We start from the raw sequence: 18986 nt of genomic DNA, 5'->3' as shown, positions 1-18986 counted from the left end.
ATTCTTTCCTAATTATAGGGTACCATTAAAAAACACTACGCTTTTAGGCGTAGTAAGCCGAAAACAAATAGCATGAACTCAAAAACCTTTTTATACAGAGCCAAACAAAGAACCTAACTTTTTCTTTGTCAAGGTATATGGGTTAATGATTTTTGAATTTTACTACGTGTTTGTTCAACTAAAAATCTTAGTACTGATACCAGAAAGTATCGTCTTTTTGATATTAAAAAATGTTGAATTTTTTGTAATAGTAATGTTTGAATAAAAACTGACTGATGATCTATTCAAAAATTAAATTCAAAATATGATGTGTAATTAAGAAAAGATGTACTCGGGAGGGTGGTCAATATCTTTAGCAATCGTTTTTAGATAGCTGTTTTTTAATTTCCAATTCTGAGTATGTTCTAAAACAAACGGATTTGTGTTTTTTATTTGTATTGTGTTTTCCTGAAAAAATAGCGGAATAAAAGCTTCTGTTATAATAGTAGTATCAGAATTTTCTTTTGATGGTTGTGTTTTCGCCTTCATTTGGCTCATTAAATAACATTTACCATTACAATTAAGACGAGGGCGTTCTTTATTTACACAATATTTCTCTATAATACTATCAATATTAAGCTGGTAGTAGAGTACAGTACTGATTTCCATAGCGGGGCGTATGGCAAAAGAAAAAAATAATAATATGGAGAATAGAATTCTCATCAGTATGCATAAAATTTCGTGCAAAAATACAAATTTGAATGGTTCTTTTATTCTAAAAAACAAATAAGCTGTTCTAAGCTTGTAAAATAGATGTTTTTCTTTGATCGAACTCCCCCTGATTATAAGCTTGTTTGATTTGTGAAATACTATTTATGCTAATAAAAAAGATAAACGATCAAATTAAGGTTAATATTAAATCAACTTTGGATAATATACTATTGATAATCATTTTTTAAATCAACTAATTTTATCTCAACTAAGAAACACAAACTTTAAAACAATGAAAAACAGCCAGCTACGTTCAATTTTCCCTGAGCACAAGAACAAAATTATTTCTACACTTCAACATATTTATGAAGATACTGGCCCAGCATAATTGTTTGGATTCAGTTTATTTTTAAAAGACACTTGCTTTGATTTTTACATACAATTAAAAGACAAAGAAACATCTGGTGACCGTAAATAATATATTCGTTCATATAGATGTTATACGATTACTGATTTATGGTGTTGTATTATGTATAGACAATATCATAAAGGGCTTATCATTTATTTTCGAGTATAAAGAATATCCTTTACTCTTGAGAAATACTTATTTATTTAAAACTTAACTTATATCCTGATCGATAAACCTATACAAAAGATCGAGGGATATTTTATTTACACAAATCTTATGAAATCTTTACAATGTTCTCTATTTGAGAAAAAAACAATGTGGCTGCTTTTTGGCCTTATAATGATAATCCAGTTATCATTTGCTCAACATCACAAACCGATACCCAAGTCATCACACCATTCATCCGATCATTCATCTGATCACTGTTCGAGAGTTTCTCATGAAAATGATGGTCCTATTCCGAGTGCTAAAGCCAAAGATAATACTTTTGGAATCGCTAGAAAGGCTGCTTGCCAATATAGTACCAATGCAGATTGGTATGGCTTATCTACTTCGGCATTAGTCAGTGCTATACGACAAACTCATGATTATGATTGTTATAGAGATTTATTTAATTATAGTTCCTATTCACCTTATATTTTTTCTAACGATAAAGTAAAAGCAGTAGCCAATGAAGTGAGAGGTTTGGCATCTTCCTATAACGGTACCAACAACACAGGAATGTATGGACTAACAATTTATCTGCATATTGCTATATATCTGGATTTTTATCAAACATCAATTGATTTAACCCCAGATACTTATAATATAATACATGAGGCAATTGCTGGTTTAGGAAGTAATTCGTCACTTCTTAATCATAATGTATACGCTATGGAAGTATTAGAAGAGTTACTTATAGTAGCAGGAGACTTAAAATCACGTCATAAAGCAGCTTCTATTAATCTTTTTGAGAGAGTGCTACGAGATTTTGCAGTCAATGAAACCTGGACATCCATTACAGACCCAGATATACAAAAAGCATATACAAAAGCAACTAACGCAGTTTATAATGCTTTTTATAATACAGTAACCGATGATTTTGTAAACGGACTGGTTAGTGACAAACAAGTTCTTGATTTGTTAGGAAAGGCAGCGGTAAATAGTGCATTAATTAGTAAAGGAGGAGATTTTCAATATTTATGGCAAAATGCAACAGGGGCATTGGCCATATTAGCAGAATCAGATAAGCTTATTGGAGATATACAAGGGCACCTGGCAGCTATAACCAATTATTTCCCAAAATTATCCCCTAGTTGGGCAAAAGCAAAAATGGCCTTGAACAAATATGGAGATTGTAGTGCTTATAACCTTTGTCAGCATCCATTATCGATACGACAAGAAGTAGAAGAATATTTGTTTCCTAAGACCGTATCTTATGATGATGATAAAATGATCATTCGTACTCCTCTTAGTGATGAAAAAATACAAAACCTGTATCATGCAGCTAAACAAGTGCAAAGTCAGTTTTTTAGATTAGTACAAACCGATGAACCGGTTGCAGGAGATACCAATACTACCATTAACATGATCGTTTTTGGTTCTAAACAGCAATACGATGATTATGCACCATTGTTATTTGGTATTCGTACCGATAACGGAGGAATGTACTTAGAAGGGATTGCGACTTTTTATACCTGGGATCGAACTGTCGGGGTAGAAAGCTCTTTATCTTTAGAATCTTTATTTAGACATGAATATTGTCATTATTTGCAAGGTAGGTATTTGGTACCGGGTAACTGGGGATCATCAGAGATATACAACAATAGTAGATTAGTATGGTATGAAGAAGGAATGGCCGATTTTTTTGCGGGATCTACAGATACTAATGGAGTACAAATGTTAGCACAAAATACAAGAGCGATTATCAATAGAGGATCGGGTTGGCCTTCTCTTAATACTGTTTTTAATTCGAGTTATGATAGTGGCAATTTTTATCATTACACCTACGGAAACGCGGCCTGGTATAATTGGTATCTTAATAATTTTGACTATTTAAAACGTTTTTTTGAGTATACCCGAAATAATGACATCTCTGGATTTGATAATTTTGTAAGTGAGCTTAGAAATAATGGGGAAACTTCATATAACAATTTCTTAAATCAAGTAAAAAATGAACAAGTTATAGGATGGCAACCTACAACAAACTGGCTTGATGATAATCAAATTAGCATAGGAAGCCCTGCTGCAATTCAAAATGAAATAGGAAACTTACCCAATACCAGTAACATTTCGGTTGCGATAGATGCCGAAAAATCGTATAGGCGTTTTAAAATAGAAGGTAAGATAACAGGAACAGGATCGGGAGCAGCACCCAAAGATATTGCTCAGCAACTTGATAATACTATATTAAAACTTAGAGAAAATGAACTTGTAAATAACTTTAAGTATACTGTTGGGTATTTTAAAAATTTAAACTCATCAGGTAGCCGTTCTGCCGATTTTATAATCACGGGACCACTTAAGGACGCCGATATTAGTGACAATCCAGTAGCAGAGTTTTCGGCTACAAATAAAACTACTATTGCAGGAGGAAAAATAGATTTTGTAAACGAATCTACAGGTCATATTACAGGTCTTGACTGGTCTTTCCCATCTGGGGCTCCTTCTAGTGCAACTAATGAACAAACACCACAGATAACATATAACTCTCCAGGAGAATATAATGTTACCTTAACGGCACAAGGAACAGGGGGAAGTAGCGATACAAAAACGATTCAGAATTATATTAAAGTATACCCGTCTAGTACAAATACATATTGTAGTGCTACAAATAAAGAAGGAGGAGACGATGTTCATATTACAAAAATTCGATTAGGTGATTTTGAAAATGCTTCAGGATATACAACATCTTATGTAGATTATACTTCACTGGCAGCAATAATACGAACCAATCAAAGTACTCCATTAGATATTACTGTACAAAATGAACATTGGACATATAATGCATTAGGAGTGTGGATTGATTGGAACCAGGATGGAGATTTTATCGATGCTGGAGAAGAAGTTTTTCATAAATATGCTGCTGGGCCCTATTCAAAACAAATTACGCCTCCATCTGGTGCAAAATTAGGGACAACACGAATGAGAGTACGAATGAGTTACGGAGCAGAAGATAATATAACTCCTTGCGGAACACAAAACAGTATCGGAGAAATTGAAGATTACTCCATAATTGTTACTAATGATCCGGCTCCGGTTAATACTCCACCGGTAATTACAGTGTTAAAACCTTCTAACGGACAGAATTTTGTTCAAAAAGAAAATATAGCTGTTGAAACTGTTATAAAAGACGACGAGAAAGTTGAAAAAGCAGAACTAAAAGTAGACGGAGAATTAATTTCTACAGATTATGTAGCCCCTTATCAATGGACACATATCAATAAATTAAACTTTCTGTCTCCTGGGCAACATGAATTAACGATTACTGCATATGATAATGATGGTGCAACAGATTCTAAATCGATAACATTAAATATTGAAAAAGCACCTATAACGTTTTGTGACGCATCTAATGAAGATAGTAAGTTACACATTACCCAAGTGATTTTTGGCGATATCAATAATAGTACGGCTCATAATCCCTATTCTGATCACACCAATTTATCTACAGTTGTTCAAAAAGGGGAGCAAATTGCATTAACAATAAAGACTATAAATGAACATTGGTCATACAATGCAATTGGGGCTTGGATCGATTGGAATCAGGATGGGGATTTTATAGATACAGATGAAGAAGTATTTTCTCTTTACGGTCCCGGCCCTTATAATGGTACGGTAACTGTACCTTCTTCTGCCTTAACAGGGACTCCATTACGAATGAGAGTACGAATGGGATATGGATCCAAAGATAAAATAAATCCTTGCGGAAATGATACGTATTTGGGTGAAGTAGAAGATTATACGGTGTATGTTGGAAATAGCACAACGCCAACATGTAATGATGGTATTCAAAACGGTGATGAAACCGGTGTAGATTGCGGTGGTTCATGTACTCCTTGTCAAACGACACCAAGCTGTAATGACGGTATTCAAAATGGTGATGAAACTGGCATAGATTGTGGGGGTTCATGTGCTCCTTGTGCTACCTTAACGTATTGTGCGGCTAATGGTAATGATCCATCTGCAGAATATATTAACCGAGTTCAATTAGGTGCTATTGATAATACATCTGCAGTAGGAAGTGGAGGGTATAATGATTTTACCTCTGTATCTACAGCCTTGTCTAAAGGAACTGCACATACCATCACTATAACACCAAAATGGGCGAGTACAGTTTATTCTGAAGCATATAGCGTATGGGTCGATTATAATCAGGATGGAGATTTTGAAGATCCTAATGAACAAGTGTGGAGCAAAGCTGCTTCAAAAGATACTTCTGTAAGTGGAAGTTTTACAATTCCTGATGGTGCAAAAAATGGAAACACCAGAATGAGGGTATCTATGAGATACAATACAATCCCATCACCATGCGGTTCTTTTGATTATGGTGAAGTTGAGGATTATACCATCTCTATAGGAACAGTTTCTACTCCTACTTGTAATGATGGTATCCAGAATGGAAATGAAACAGGTATAGATTGCGGTGGTTCTTGTGCTCCTTGTAATACAGATACAGGAGTGGTTTATGTAGATATTAATGATATAACCGTTACCTCATCAAATACCTGGGAGTTTTTTAGAATAGAAACCGGAGATAATAAAGACTATGGTGCCTGGTATACTAGCAATTCTGTGAGATTGGTTACTTATGATAAAGACCTTGTCTGCGTAGGTACTAGTAAAAATGTAGCATTAATAGGAGAGGGGATAGGAATTGATAGTGCTAGTAATTTTAGAGCAGAATCTAATAGTTATATTATAAGTTCTTCAGACTATACCGATTGGAAAGGAAAATCTGGCTTTGTAGGATTTACTTTTAAGGTTAATGGTAACACACACTACGGGTGGTTTCATATATCTGTAGCTAATGATGGCTTATCTTACACTATTTTGGATTATGCATATCAAACAAATCCAAATCAGACGATTACTACCAAAGTAATGGGAGTTAAAAATCGCAATGAGTATAGCTTAGGCAAAAACATTACTATTTCTCCTAATCCATTTTCTGAGAATTTTGTGATCAATACATCAACATTAGATAAAAGAGATTTAGTGGTAAAGGTTTATGATATACAAGGAAAATTGTTGATCCATAAAAAATATGGAAAAAACCCTGGACAAATAACCTTAGGTGAACAGATAAAAATGTCTGGAAGTTATTTTGTGAAAATAATGACAGATACAAAAACAAAAACTTTACAAGTCCTTAAATATTAGTTTTAGGTATAAATAGGTTTGTTATTATAAAAGGCTGTCTGAAAAGGCAGCCTTTTTTATAAACCATAGATGTTAAGCTTAAAAATGAAGCTTCATACCTTCATGAGAAGCTATAAATCCTAATTTCTCATAAAACCGTATGGATTCGGATCGTTTTTTATCTGTAGTGAGTTGTAATACATGCGCGCTTTTTTGTTTTGCTCTCGCTATAGCCCACTCAAACATTTTTTGTCCTATTCCTTTACCTCTTTGATCTTCCCGAATTCGTACAGCTTCAATTTGAGCTCGAATTCCTCCCTGGTATGTTAAGTATTGTATGAAAGATAATTGTAAAGTGCCAATAATTTCAAAATCATTATTTTCTACTACAATCAATTCCTGGTTCGGATCTGCATTAATAGCTGTAAAGGCTTTAAAATATTCTTTTGGGAGAGGAATTTGGTAATTTTCCCTGGTTTTCCCTAAATCATCATTAGCAATCATTTGTACGATGAAAGGAACATCTTGTTGGGTTGCTTTTCTGAAATTCATGAGTAACTTCTGTATTTTATTAAATATTATAGCTGTTCTTGTTATATTAAATACACTTAAAAAAGTAGAGATCAAAATGCGCCTTCTATGATTAGTCTATAAAAAACAAAAAGGGAAAAGATAAACAAGATCAAACCTGTCCTAAGCAATAATTGAATTATTTCTGATCGCTACTATTTTTAAGCTCAATTAGTGTTAGTTGCGCAGCAGCACACAGTTTTTCTACACCATTTTTACTGATAAATACTTCAGATGTACAAATGGTAAGCGTTCTTCCGTTTTTTAATACATTTGATTTTCCTATAAGTAGTTCTCCATCCCCGGGAGCCATTAAATTGATCTTAAACTCTACGGTTAGAACAGAAGAATTTTCTTCCATCAATGAAAAGCCTGCATATCCAGCTGCATTATCAGCAATTGTACTAATGATGCCAGCATGAAAAAAACCATGTTGCTGTGTTAAACTAGAATGATAAGGCACATGAATCTCGCAATATCCCGGTCGAACGTCAATTAATTGGGCATTGATTAGCTTCATGAACTCTTGTCGTTCAAAGCTTTCTTTAACTTTTTTCTTATACGTATCTGATTTAGGTTCGAATTTCATGCTACACAAAAAATAACAAAATTGAGCCTAATAAGATACCAATTATTTAGAAAAATCAATTCGTAAGATCGTTGTTCGCTGTAGTAAATAATGGTAATGATACTTTATATTTTACAACCAGTAATCGAATTATAATGATTAACATGGCCGTAGAGATGTATGTGATGTTCTGATCTAAATCAAACGAGTATAGTACCATAAAACAAACTCCACCCGCTATAGAAGCTGTAGCATATATCTCTTTTCTGAAAAGTACTGGTATTTCATTACATAGAATATCACGTAACACACCTCCAAAACATCCGGTTGTAGCTCCCAGAGCAACCGAAACAATAGGTTCTAATCCTGCATTAATTCCTGTTTCGACCCCAATTATCGTAAATACTCCTAATCCAATAGTGTCGAATAAAAAAATCGACCCTTTAAGATAATCTAGTTTATTTCTAAAAATGATTGAAAATATAGTTACTCCTCCTATTAAATACATTGTGGTCGTATTTTGCATCCAGGAAACTGGGGTATTACCTATAAGAATATCTCGAATAGTACCACCACCAATAGAAGTGACAAATGCAATGATAAAAATACCAAAGAGATCTAATTTTCGGTGCATTGCACTTAACGAACCTGATATTACGAATGCGATGGTTCCTAAAATATCTAAGACATTAAAAATTGTCATTTCACTGATTTTGTGGTTAAATGTAATATAACTTATCTGATTTTAAAACATTAAAGTTTAGTGTTGTTTGCATAATGAAAAGAAACATATTTTTAAAAAGCAATTAATTACCTGAGCTATTCACAAACTCAAATTACGATTCACAAATCCTTTCCTTGTTCTGAAATCTTAACTATTACTTTTAGTAAATAATATATTTAAGATACAGTAAAAATGAAAGAAAAATTACTTACACTAGGTTTATTTTTTATGGCTATTAGTGGTTACAGCCAAATTATTAATTTTCCTGACTCTAATTTTAAAAATGATTTGATACATCATTCTCCTTCAATAGATTTGAATAATGACGGAGAAATAGATGTTTCAGAAGCACAAAATTATAGCGGCCTTTTATCTGTTGGACAAACTCCATTCATACATGATTTAACAGGGATAGAGTTTTTTATAAATATAAGACAACTCGTTGTTGCACGTGGTTTATTAACCAAACTTGATCTAAGTAATAATACGAAATTAATAACTGTACAAGTAGACGGAAATAAAATTAGTACAATAAATTTAGGTAACAATCCTAATCTAATTGTACTCACCTGTTCAGATAATGAGTTAGTCGATTTAGATATAAGTGGGTATCCATCTTTACAATCTGTTTATTGTTATGACAATCCAAACCTTAAAACATTGGATATAGCAAATGGAAATAACCATCACCCTAATTTCACTTTGTTTGCAGAAAATAACCCTAAACTAATATGTATTAATATAGATCGAGGGTTTACTCCTCCTACAAATTGGCGCTGGCGAAAAGATGCATCTGCTAGTTATAGTGATATATGTATAGATGCTACAGATAGTCAGGTAGATATAGGTTTTTCTGTGGTTGGTATGCCAGAATCTATAGAGAAGATAGGTAATGACATCATTGTATATCCAAATCCGGCAAATGACTTTGTTACTATTCGATCTGAAGAAAAAATAGAGAAACTCACTTTATATACATTCACTGGAGAAAATGTAGTAGAGAAACAGAATACTAATGAATTAGATATTTCAGAAATGAAGAGAGGAATATATTGGCTTGTGATAGAGACAAAAAGTAAAAGAATAAGAAAAAAGGTGATAAAAGAATAAGATACTACATCGCATATTTAAACTGTATATCATGAAAATGAAAAACTATTTACAAATACTAATAGCATTAAGTTTCACTTTTGTTAATCAATTCTATGCGCAAGATCAAATGGTTCATTTATTAGAACCCTCAAGAGATGGGAAAAAACAACAAATTTTACAAATTGGAGAAAACAATGGTGTAAAGTTATTAGCAATGGCATCTTGTAAACAATGTATGCCAGCAGTATATACCTATAATCCTGATGCCAGTAAAGCATCAGGGAAAACTATTTATGGTACTTCGGGTATCTATGTGATCCCTTATGATGAAAATAGCTATATATCTGTAGCTCCAAAAACACCGGCAGTAGCTATAGGAGAAGGTATTTGGGAGACTTTTTTATATGCCAATTTCTTTAGTGCAGATAAAGCTAAGGTCGCTGGTATGAATAAAAAGAAAGTAGAAGATTGGGCAATAGACTTTTCAAAACAGATTATGACAGGTGGGGTTGGCGCACAAGCTGTTGATAGCGATAGTAACCTTTATTATCCAGCTGCAAAAGAATTGCACAATGGAGAGTCATTTAATTCGGTGAATATAGATGTTGAAAAAGGCAAAGAACTACTCTTAAAATTATCTAATGGTCATAGCGAAGATTATAGTTTTATGATAGAACTAAGTAAGGTTTTAGGAGTCGATGTTTATGATGTTGGAGGCAATAGACGAGAGTATATGTTTGTAGAAAGTCCGCTATCGATTATTTGGGCAAAATATAGTTCAGGAAATGATTTGGGAAAATCTACATGGGGAACTTATGAAAAGTTCAACTATTTCCATAAAGATCAAAAAGTAATACGAAATTTACTGGTAAGCAAAGAAGCTCAGGATAAAATAGATACTAAACTGGCAGATTGGTCATTGAAGGCAAAAGAATATGTAGAAAAGACATATGCTGCGAAGGAAGCCGAAGCTATAAAGAACAGACGTTTACCTGCAAAAGGATTTAGCAACTCGGCATTAGAAAAACAGGCTACACTGGCAGCAAAGTCCTGGGCAAGTCAATATCGTTGGGAAGAAACAATCATCAAAGCTTATTTTACAGGTAACGATTGGAGTATTTACAGGAATACACTAACAGGTGTACAGCTTGGTAGACGAATATCGGGCGTTATTATTATGAAACGTAAGGACGGTAAATGCAGTTTTCAGTATGTGACATTTGCACAACAATATAATGGTAACGGCTATCAAAAGGTTTTTACAGAAGGTATTGTTAGAGGACAGAATGTTTTAGAGTGTAAGTATGTGAATTAGTTACCACGATCCTATCAATTAGTTATATAGCGTTTTTATGATAAAGTTAACTCTACCAGGTTGTGCAATCTGGAAATATAAAACGGTTATTCGGAAACAATTTTATTTATATCGAAAAATTATTTTTATAATTGATGGTATAAAAAAATGGATGAAAGAAATTATAGCGCTATATAGAAAAATAATTGCGATTGGTACTGCCGATACATTCTCTGATTTACAAAACAAACGAACAAGGCTTGTAAATATTTATGTTTTAATTTGTTTACATACGTCAATCATTTTTTATGTAGGAGATTTAATTTTTGTTCACAAACCTATATCAGACCATTTTACAGCATACGTTTCTTATATTGCCTTAATAAGCATATTAATATGTAATAAAAAACATCTTTTTGATTATGCAAAAATCATGTGGATTGCATATTTATTTGTCTTTATTAATTTATCGGTATTAAAGATTAATCCCGGTATCTATACAGAGTATTATTTTCTTTTGATTCCGGGAATTTGTTTATCTATTTATCAAAAAAATACCATTCCGATTATATGCACATTGTTAAGCATTATTTGTTTTTTTATCCCTTATTATTTTTTTGATATCTATCCAATAGATCACCCTAATAGAATACAAGTTGTCGTTGTTACTTGTTTGTTTTACAGTATCTATGCGATAGTAAATTATTTTAAAAAACATAATATTGCTAACGAAGAAAAATTAGCACTGGCATATAAACAGCTAGAGGAGACAAAAAAAAGTGAGGTAGCACATTTGCAGCTAAAATCTTTAAAAGCGCAGATGAATCCTCATTTTATGTTTAATGCCATGAATTCTATACAAAACCTAGTGCTTAAAGGTGATAAACAAGAAGCATATGATTATCTAACTCAATTTGCCACTTTAATACGAGGTAACCTTAATATGAGCGAAAAGAGTTTTGTGTATTTTGAAGAAGAATTATCTCTTTTAAAAAAGTACTTAGAATTAGAACGCCTCAGGTTTAGGGATTCTTTAGAATATAGTATTCAAGGAGCAGATACTATAGGAGATATAAAAATTCCGTCTATGATTATTCAACCTTTTGTAGAGAATGCCATAAAACATGGGTTGTTACATAAACAGGAAGGTAAGAAAATATTAGAATTAGAATTTCAGCAAGATGAGGTTTTTAAGTGTATTATTACCGACAATGGTGTAGGTTTAAAAGCATCTAAAACCATAAATAAAGTAAATGAAGCAAATCAATCTTTTTCTACCAAGGCAATTGAAGATAGATTGTTATTATTAAAAGATTACTACAAGACAGATATTGGTTTTACCTATGAAAATGTGAAAATAGGTACTAAAGTAATTTTAAAAATACCTTATACCTTAATAAGTGACTAAGATGAATGCTATTATTGTTGATGATGAAATAAATGCAAGGGAAAATCTGAGCTATTTACTAGATTCTTTTTGCTCAGAAATTAATGTAGTAGCCGAAGCAACGCATGTAGATGAAGCTGTAAAATTGATAAATAAGCACAAGCCCGAACTGGTATTTTTAGATATCGAAATGCCTCAAAAAAACGGGTTTCAACTTTTGAATGCATTTGAAGATGTGAATTTCCATATTATTTTTGTTACTGCTTACGATCATTATGCCATAAAAGCATTTCAAATAGCGGCAATAGATTATTTGCTAAAACCCATTGATGTTTCACTTTTAAAGAAAGCCATAAAAAAGGTAATACGAATACATAATAGCTCGTTTGGCTATAACCGCATCGAAACTTTATTAGAAAACAGGAAAGGCTTAAAAAAAATAGCAATCCCTTATAAATCAGATTATGCTATTTTAGATATAGATACTATACTGTGTATAGAAGCAGATAGAATGTATACAATTCTTCATACTGTAGATGATAAAAAGTATATGGTCGCCAAAAAATTAAGCTATTATGAAGAACTATTATGTAAAGACACAGATTTTATAAGATTACACCGTTCCTGGATCGTTAATAGTAATAAAATAGAAACGTATTCTAAAAAAAATAAAGAAGTTGTATTACACACACAACTTGTAATACCCGTAAGTAAAGGTTATAAAGATAATTTTGAAGCCATTTTTTATACTTAAAACGTAAGATCTACCACATATTACAAATCGATTGCTTTTCATTTGTCTACAACCAAATCATGAAAATTGTCATTCTCTATCTAACATTTCTCAAAATCAGGCAGAAAAAATATTATAATGCATCTAAGAAAGGATCTCTCTTTTTTAGAAGAAAAAGTAGCAACTATTTTTCATTAGGAAATTAAAATGATCCATTCGGAAGTAAATTCTTAGTTCAGACTACCAAAATATTCAGTTTTGTGATGAATTTTAAAAACCCATTTCATGAAAACAAAATTATTTTTTTTAAAGAGTTTATTAGTAATTGGACTATTAATTTCTAGTTGTAATACAGATGATGATCAATTGATTAATTTACCCCCTGTAATTAAAGCACAATCTTTTAGTGTATTAGAATCAATTGCCGACACAGAAGTAATTGGTACAGTAACAGCAACAGATACAGAGAAAAATGAATTAAGCTATAGTATTACTGTAAACAATGATGAATTGTTCGAAATCACCAAGGCAGGAGCATTAAGTCTTATCACAGGGAAAAACCTGGATTTTGAAACCAAAAAATCTCACGAAATTACAGTAGAGGTAACTGATGGCAACACTAAAACCAATGCAAAAATAACCATTAATGTAACTGATGTTGATGAAAATGTTGCTCCAGAAGTAGCCAATCAGGATTTTTCATTTGCAGAAGATGCTTCTGGAGTGTTAGGAACTATTGTTGCGACCGATCAAAATAATGATGACCTTACATTTTCGATTACAAGTACCACTCCACAGAATACGAGTATTTTTGAGATATCGAACTCTGGTGAGATAAGCTTAAAGGCTAGCGAGAATCTTGATTATGAAACTCAAACCTCTTATACTTTAAACATAGAAGTATCAGACGGGAGCTTAACCACTACGGCTGTACTACAAATAGAAATAACCGATGTAAATGAAGCCCCGGTATTTGTTAATCAACCTGGATTTATAGCAGCAGAAGATATTGCAGATACAGTATTGATAGGAACAGTAAGTGCAACTGATCCAGAAGGTAATAATCTTAGTTTTGGTTTGTCGGGTAATCCAAGTGGTCTTTTTGAGATTAGTAATGATGGTGATTTAAGTTTGGCACCAGGAAAAAATTTAGATTATGAGACAGATACCAGTCATACCATTCAGGTTCGTGTAACCGATGGAAACTCTACAGTATTCAAAAATATATCACTTATGGTTACCGATGTACCAGAAGTTATAGCAGTGTTTTAAATATATTTTTAGTATCCTATTTACCATTGGTATTTAGACCGCTGTAAAGTTTTACATGCCCTCACAAGCAATTCTGAATCAAATTTAGGATAAACTTTGTGAGGGCTTAATATTATGGTCTGTTTTTTAATGAAATAGAAAAAGAGTGGTTATATGATAGTTATACTTGCTATTCATAAACTCAAACTATCGTTCGCAAACTGTTTCATGATCACTAATTTTAAACTAGTTACTTTTGTTACATGAATGTAATTAAAGCAATAATCGTAGATGATGAGCAAAGGGCGAGAAATGTTTTATCAAATTTAATAAAACGTTGTGATCTACATATAGATATTCTTGCCAAGTGTTCCTGCCTCGAAGATGCTGTAAAAGAGATCAAAGAATTACAACCCGATGTCGTTTTTTTAGATGTACAAATGCCTAACTATGCGGGGTATGAGATTGCAAATTTCTTTGACGAAATGAATTTTGATATCATTTTTGTGACCGCTTTTGATGAGTATGCTATAAAAGCTTTTGAGTTATCGGCTATAGATTATTTGGTAAAACCTATAGATAGAAGACGATTAATAGAGGCTGTAGAAAAACTGCAAAACAAAATAGAAAAGCAAAAGAAGATAGAAGACTACCAGGTTTTACTAAACACTATAAAAGAAAAAGAGTTTAAACAAATTATACTTCCCGAATTAGGTAATAGACGTATTATTGCGATTAACACCATTATAGCGATAGAAGCGGATGGGTCGTATAGCAAAATTTATACAACAGAAAATAAACCGCTAACGACGAGTAAAAACTTAAAATATTTTGAAAATCTACTACCCGAGGATATTTCTTTTTTTCGCTCTCACAGAACCTGGATGATAAATTTAAAGTATATTGAAGTCATTAATAAATCTAGTTTGACAATAACATTGGCACAAAATATAACTGCCAAAATCTCCAGAACCCGTTTTAGTTCTTTTGAAAATACCATACGATAGACTTTATGAATAGACTACTACAATTAATTCATCTGGGAATAACAGAAAATAGTACTCCATTAGAGATAAAACGATCTAAAGTACTTAATTTATGTTCTTTAATCTCTTTATTTGCTTCGCTGTTCTTTTTATGTTTTGATTTTGCAATACAACAACTAACAACATCCAGAGTAATGATTTTGGTTGTAGAAATTGTTATATTTTCTGGAATACTATACCTGCAAAAATTAGAACATCTTTTTATATCTAGATTAGCATTTATATCTGTAGTAATGCTAATTCTATTTTTGCATGCAAACTTTACATTTAGAGGGTTTTATGCAGAGTATCAGTATATGGTTATTCCTTTGTTTTCATTACTGTTTTTTGATAAAAAGTATATTCATTATATCGCACTTGCACTTTCTATTATTTTATTTTATCTACCCAATTATTTACATCCTGTTTATCCCGAAAAATACTTTGGGTATATTAATGTTGTATTTATGTTTATAGGAGTATTCTTTATTGTGAATCTTTTTAGGAATCTAAACATAAAAAATGAACTCTCTTTAAAAGAAAATAATGATAAACTACAGCAACAGAATAGTATTATAGAAACTCAAAAGTTACTATTAGAAAAAGCGTATTCAGAATTAGAAATAAGCAAAAAGAATGAATTGGCATTTTTACAACTGAAGTCCCTTAAATCTCAAATGAATCCTCATTTTATTTTTAATTCACTTAATTCTATTCAGGATTTAATCCTTCAGCAAAATACGGATGCTTCTTATGATTATATTGTTTTGTTTGCACAATTGGTAAGAAATACCTTAAACTATTCTAATAAAGACTTCATTGCTATTGATAAAGAATTAGAATTTTTAGAAATATATCTTCAGCTAGAAAAATTAAGGTTCGAAGATGATTTTATATACACTATCCAACATACCAATACAGAAGGTTTGTCTGTTCCCTCCTTAATCATACAACCTTTTATAGAAAATGCCTTAATCCATGGTTTACTACACAAAACGGGTAAAAAGCGACTTACTATAGATTTTACATTTACAGATAATCTGATATGTACAGTTACCGATAATGGTATTGGTAGAAAAGAAGCAAAGAAAATCCAGGAGCGACAAGGAGGTCGTCATGAATCTTTTGCCCTAGAAGCCATACAACAACGATTAGAAATCCTAAAAGATCAATATGGTACAGCTGTAGGTTACGAGGTGTTTGATTTATATGATAATGAGCTTGCCATAGGTACGAAAGTTGAGATCAGAATGCCTTTTCAGAAAAAATACTGATTAGTAGGAATATTTGATTTTATAATGGGATAAAGGATGATAAAAAAAATAACAGCCTGGTACAAAAAAATAATAGCTATTGGTATCCACGATGAATTTAGTGCGATACAAAATAAACATACAAGACTGGTAAATATTTATATGCTGATTGCTTTACATACCAGTATATTTTTTTATATAGGAGATTTAATTTTTATTCAAAAGCCTCTAAGTTCTCATATCATAAGTTATATATCCCAGTTTTATTTAATTTCTGTATTGATATGTAATAAGAAAGGTTTTTTTGGGTTTGCCAAAATGTTGTGGATTTTATATTTATTCATTTTTATAAATTTATCTACCGTAATGGTTAACCCTGGGATTTACACAGAGTATTACTTCCTTCTAATTCCGGGAATTAGCTTATCGATTTATCAAAAAAAAACTTTACCGATAATATTTACATTGGTAAGTATAGTTTGCTTTTTTATTCCTTACTATTATCTTGATATATACCCTAAAGATCACCCGAACAGGATGAATGGTGTAGTGATAATAATTTTGTTTTATTGTATTTACGCAATAGTTAATTATTTTAAAAAACTTAATATTCGTAATGAGAAAAAGTTGGAGTTAGCTTATAAAGAATTAAAAGAATCTAAAAAAACAGAATTGGCCCTACTACAATTAAAATCGCTAAGGTCACAGATGAATCCTCATTTCATATTTAATTCACTTAATTCTATTCAGGATTTAATCCTTCAACAAAATACAGATTCATCATACGATTATGTAGTATTGTTCTCACAACTGGTTAGAAATACCTTAAACTACTCTAATAAGAACTTTATTGCTATTGATAAAGAACTAGAATTTTTAGAAATATATCTTCAACTAGAGAAATTAAGGTTCGAAGATGACTTTACTTATAGAATCCAACACACCAATACAGAGGGTTTATTGGTTCCTTCTCTAATCGTACAACCTTTTATAGAAAATGCCCTAATCCATGGTTTACTACATAAAACGGGTAAAAAGCGACTTACTATAGATTTTACATTTACAGATGATCTGTTATGTAAAGTAACCGATAATGGTATTGGTAGAAAAGAAGCAAAGAAAATCCAGGATCGACAAGGAGGTCGTCATGAATCTTTTGCTCTTGAAGCCATACAACAACGATTAGAAATCTTAAAAGAGCAATATGGTACAGCGGTAGGATACCAAGTGTTTGATTTATATGATAATGGGTATGCTACAGGTACCAAAGTAGAAATCAGAATGCCTTTTCAAAAGAAATATTGATAAGGCTTTATAATCAGGTATGAATTGACTAAAATAAAAAAACTATATAAACAACTTATAAATACAGGTATCTATCAAGATAATAAGATAGAGCACAAAAGAATACGATTGTTAAATGCTTTTTGTTTAACATGGTTTGTGTTTCTTATTTTTTTTACAGCGTTTGATTATTTTTTTGCAGAAACTTTAATAGAAGGGCTAAAGGTGCGTTTCTTTTCTTTTATTACAATAGTAAGTATAGTTTTTTTGCAAAAGCATAAAAAGCTTTTATTAGCACGTATCTTATTTATCTTGGTGCTTATTTTTGTCATATTTGTTTTTGCAAACTTTGTTGAGTCTTCTATTTTGATGGAGAATTTTTACTTCTTATGCCCTTTGATAGCACTAGTATTAATTGATAATAAATGGATAACATTATTAATAATGGTACTTTGTTGGGGATTATATTACATCCCTTTTGTAATAACTACAGGTCTGTATCCCGAGAAAACAATGAACCCTATTTTAATATTATCCATTTTTGTTGCGAGTTATGTTATATTAAATTATTCGCAATCATTAAATAGGAAAAAGGAAATTGAATTAAAAAAGAACAAACAAGACCTCGAAGCGGCATATAAAGAATTAGAACTAAGTAAAAAGAATGAGTTGGCGTTTTTACAATTGAAATCTTTAAAATCTCAAATGAATCCTCATTTCATATTTAATTCACTTAATTCTATTCAGGATTTAATCCTGCAACAAAACACAGATTCTTCTTATGATTATGTGGTATTGTTCTCACAACTGGTTAGAAATACCTTAAACTACTCTAATAAAAACTTTATTGCTATTGATAAAGAATTAGAGTTTTTAGAAATATATCTTCAATTAGAGAAATTAAGGTTCGAAGATGATTTTACATATACTATCCAACATACCAATACAGAGGGTTTATCTGTTCCTTCTCTAATCGTACAACCTTTTATAGAAAATGCCCTGATCCATGGTTTACTACACAAAACGGGTAAAAAAGAACTCGTTATAGATTTTACATTTACAGATCATTTATTATGTACGGTTACGGATAATGGTATTGGTAGAAAGGAAGCAAAGAAAATCCAGGAGCGACAAGGAGGGCATCATGAATCTTTTGCCCTCGAAGCGATACAACAACGCTTAGAAATCTTAAAAGAGCAATATGGTACAGTGGTGGGATATCATATACAAGATTTATATGATAATAAATTTGCCATAGGTACCAAAGTTGAAATCAGAATGCCCTACAAAAAGAAATATTAATCCTGTTCACAAATCCAAATTGAGTTTCACAAACTCATTTGTATTCTTCTTTTGCGTTGTAAGT

General features: G+C 31.7%; 14 protein-coding genes. 10 read left to right on the top strand and 4 right to left on the bottom strand.

Translation table 11 applies throughout. The annotated features are described in order from the left end of the window. Nucleotides 1-315 precede the first annotated feature (315 nt). Complete coding sequence (locus ATO12_RS11000) at nt 316-648, bottom strand: hypothetical protein (RefSeq protein ID WP_034241865.1); 333 nt, start codon at nt 646-648, stop codon at nt 316-318. A gap of 727 nt (nt 649-1375) precedes the next feature. On the opposite strand from ATO12_RS11000, the gene ATO12_RS10995 reads away from it, so the two are divergent. Further along, nucleotides 1376-6460, top strand: coding sequence for a GEVED domain-containing protein (locus ATO12_RS10995; protein ID WP_034241863.1), 5085 nt, complete (start codon nt 1376-1378; stop codon nt 6458-6460). A gap of 78 nt (nt 6461-6538) precedes the next feature. Here ATO12_RS10995 and ATO12_RS10990 read toward each other — a convergent pair whose 3' ends face one another. The 3 genes from ATO12_RS10990 to ATO12_RS10980 form a co-directional block, all read right to left on the bottom strand. Beyond that, nucleotides 6539-6991 carry a GNAT family N-acetyltransferase gene (locus tag ATO12_RS10990; protein ID WP_034242072.1) on the bottom strand — a complete coding sequence of 151 codons (453 nt, stop codon included), beginning with the start codon at nt 6989-6991 and terminating at the stop codon, nt 6539-6541. 157 nt (nt 6992-7148) lie between these two features. Then, complete coding sequence (locus ATO12_RS10985; RefSeq protein ID WP_034241861.1) at nt 7149-7598, bottom strand: PaaI family thioesterase; 450 nt, start codon at nt 7596-7598, stop codon at nt 7149-7151. Nucleotides 7599-7653: 55 nt separating this feature from the next. Beyond that, nucleotides 7654-8280: a trimeric intracellular cation channel family protein gene (locus ATO12_RS10980; RefSeq protein ID WP_034241859.1), complete on the bottom strand. Its 627-nt coding sequence runs from the start codon at nt 8278-8280 to the stop codon at nt 7654-7656. A 213-nt stretch (nt 8281-8493) separates the two neighbouring features. Here ATO12_RS10980 and ATO12_RS10975 point away from each other — a divergent pair, with 213 nt between their 5' ends. From ATO12_RS10975 to ATO12_RS10935, 9 genes are all read left to right on the top strand, one after another. After that, nucleotides 8494-9411 (top strand): T9SS type A sorting domain-containing protein, encoded by a 918-nt coding sequence (locus tag ATO12_RS10975; protein WP_034241857.1) that lies wholly within the window; start codon nt 8494-8496, stop codon nt 9409-9411. Between the two features lie 31 nt (nt 9412-9442). Continuing rightward, the gene (locus ATO12_RS10970) at nt 9443-10708 is read left to right on the top strand and encodes a hypothetical protein (protein ID WP_131248814.1); all 1266 of its coding nucleotides are present in this window, start codon (nt 9443-9445) and stop codon (nt 10706-10708) included. 37 nt (nt 10709-10745) lie between these two features. Then, on the top strand, nt 10746-12095 hold the full coding sequence (locus tag ATO12_RS10965; RefSeq protein ID WP_034241853.1) for a sensor histidine kinase: 1350 nt from the start codon (nt 10746-10748) through the stop codon (nt 12093-12095). 1 nt (nt 12096) lies between these two features. After that, the gene (locus tag ATO12_RS10960; protein ID WP_034241851.1) at nt 12097-12828 is read left to right on the top strand and encodes a LytR/AlgR family response regulator transcription factor; all 732 of its coding nucleotides are present in this window, start codon (nt 12097-12099) and stop codon (nt 12826-12828) included. A 264-nt stretch (nt 12829-13092) separates the two neighbouring features. Next, a complete protein-coding gene (locus ATO12_RS10955) occupies nt 13093-14079 on the top strand; it encodes a cadherin repeat domain-containing protein (RefSeq protein WP_034241849.1) in 987 nt (328 codons plus the stop codon). Nucleotides 14080-14321: 242 nt separating this feature from the next. After that, on the top strand, nt 14322-15065 hold the full coding sequence (locus tag ATO12_RS10950) for a LytR/AlgR family response regulator transcription factor (protein WP_051575753.1): 744 nt from the start codon (nt 14322-14324) through the stop codon (nt 15063-15065). Between the two features lie 5 nt (nt 15066-15070). Next, nucleotides 15071-16357, top strand: a complete 1287-nt coding sequence (locus ATO12_RS10945) for a sensor histidine kinase (RefSeq protein WP_034241847.1) — start codon at nt 15071-15073, stop codon at nt 16355-16357. 36 nt (nt 16358-16393) lie between these two features. Then, entirely contained in the window at nt 16394-17641 is a 1248-nt protein-coding gene (locus ATO12_RS10940) for a sensor histidine kinase (protein WP_034241844.1), read from the top strand. 24 nt (nt 17642-17665) lie between these two features. Continuing rightward, the gene (locus ATO12_RS10935) at nt 17666-18922 is read left to right on the top strand and encodes a sensor histidine kinase (protein WP_034241843.1); all 1257 of its coding nucleotides are present in this window, start codon (nt 17666-17668) and stop codon (nt 18920-18922) included. Nucleotides 18923-18986 lie beyond the last annotated feature (64 nt).

The organism is Aquimarina atlantica (assembly GCF_000626715.1).
Lineage (GTDB): Bacteria > Bacteroidota > Bacteroidia > Flavobacteriales > Flavobacteriaceae > Aquimarina > Aquimarina atlantica.
Note: the sequence above shows the minus strand (reverse complement) of the source record. Positions and strands in the feature narration are given on the sequence as shown.

Excerpts from the sequence above, each read along its gene's own strand:
- ATO12_RS10945 (WP_034241847.1), top strand. The coding sequence starts at position 15,071 with ATGAATAGACTACTACAATTAATTCATCTGGGAATAACAGAAAATAGT.
- ATO12_RS10995 (WP_034241863.1), top strand. The coding sequence starts at position 1,376 with ATGAAATCTTTACAATGTTCTCTATTTGAGAAAAAAACAATGTGGCTG.
- ATO12_RS10960 (WP_034241851.1), top strand. The coding sequence starts at position 12,097 with ATGAATGCTATTATTGTTGATGATGAAATAAATGCAAGGGAAAATCTG.
- ATO12_RS10990 (WP_034242072.1), bottom strand. The coding sequence starts at position 6,991 with ATGAATTTCAGAAAAGCAACCCAACAAGATGTTCCTTTCATCGTACAA.
- ATO12_RS11000 (WP_034241865.1), bottom strand. The coding sequence starts at position 648 with ATGGAAATCAGTACTGTACTCTACTACCAGCTTAATATTGATAGTATT.
- ATO12_RS10980 (WP_034241859.1), bottom strand. The coding sequence starts at position 8,280 with ATGACAATTTTTAATGTCTTAGATATTTTAGGAACCATCGCATTCGTA.
- ATO12_RS10970 (WP_131248814.1), top strand. The coding sequence starts at position 9,443 with ATGAAAATGAAAAACTATTTACAAATACTAATAGCATTAAGTTTCACT.
- ATO12_RS10965 (WP_034241853.1), top strand. The coding sequence starts at position 10,746 with ATGATAAAGTTAACTCTACCAGGTTGTGCAATCTGGAAATATAAAACG.
- ATO12_RS10950 (WP_051575753.1), top strand. The coding sequence starts at position 14,322 with ATGAATGTAATTAAAGCAATAATCGTAGATGATGAGCAAAGGGCGAGA.
- ATO12_RS10975 (WP_034241857.1), top strand. The coding sequence starts at position 8,494 with ATGAAAGAAAAATTACTTACACTAGGTTTATTTTTTATGGCTATTAGT.
- ATO12_RS10955 (WP_034241849.1), top strand. The coding sequence starts at position 13,093 with ATGAAAACAAAATTATTTTTTTTAAAGAGTTTATTAGTAATTGGACTA.
- ATO12_RS10940 (WP_034241844.1), top strand. The coding sequence starts at position 16,394 with ATGATAAAAAAAATAACAGCCTGGTACAAAAAAATAATAGCTATTGGT.
- ATO12_RS10985 (WP_034241861.1), bottom strand. The coding sequence starts at position 7,598 with ATGAAATTCGAACCTAAATCAGATACGTATAAGAAAAAAGTTAAAGAA.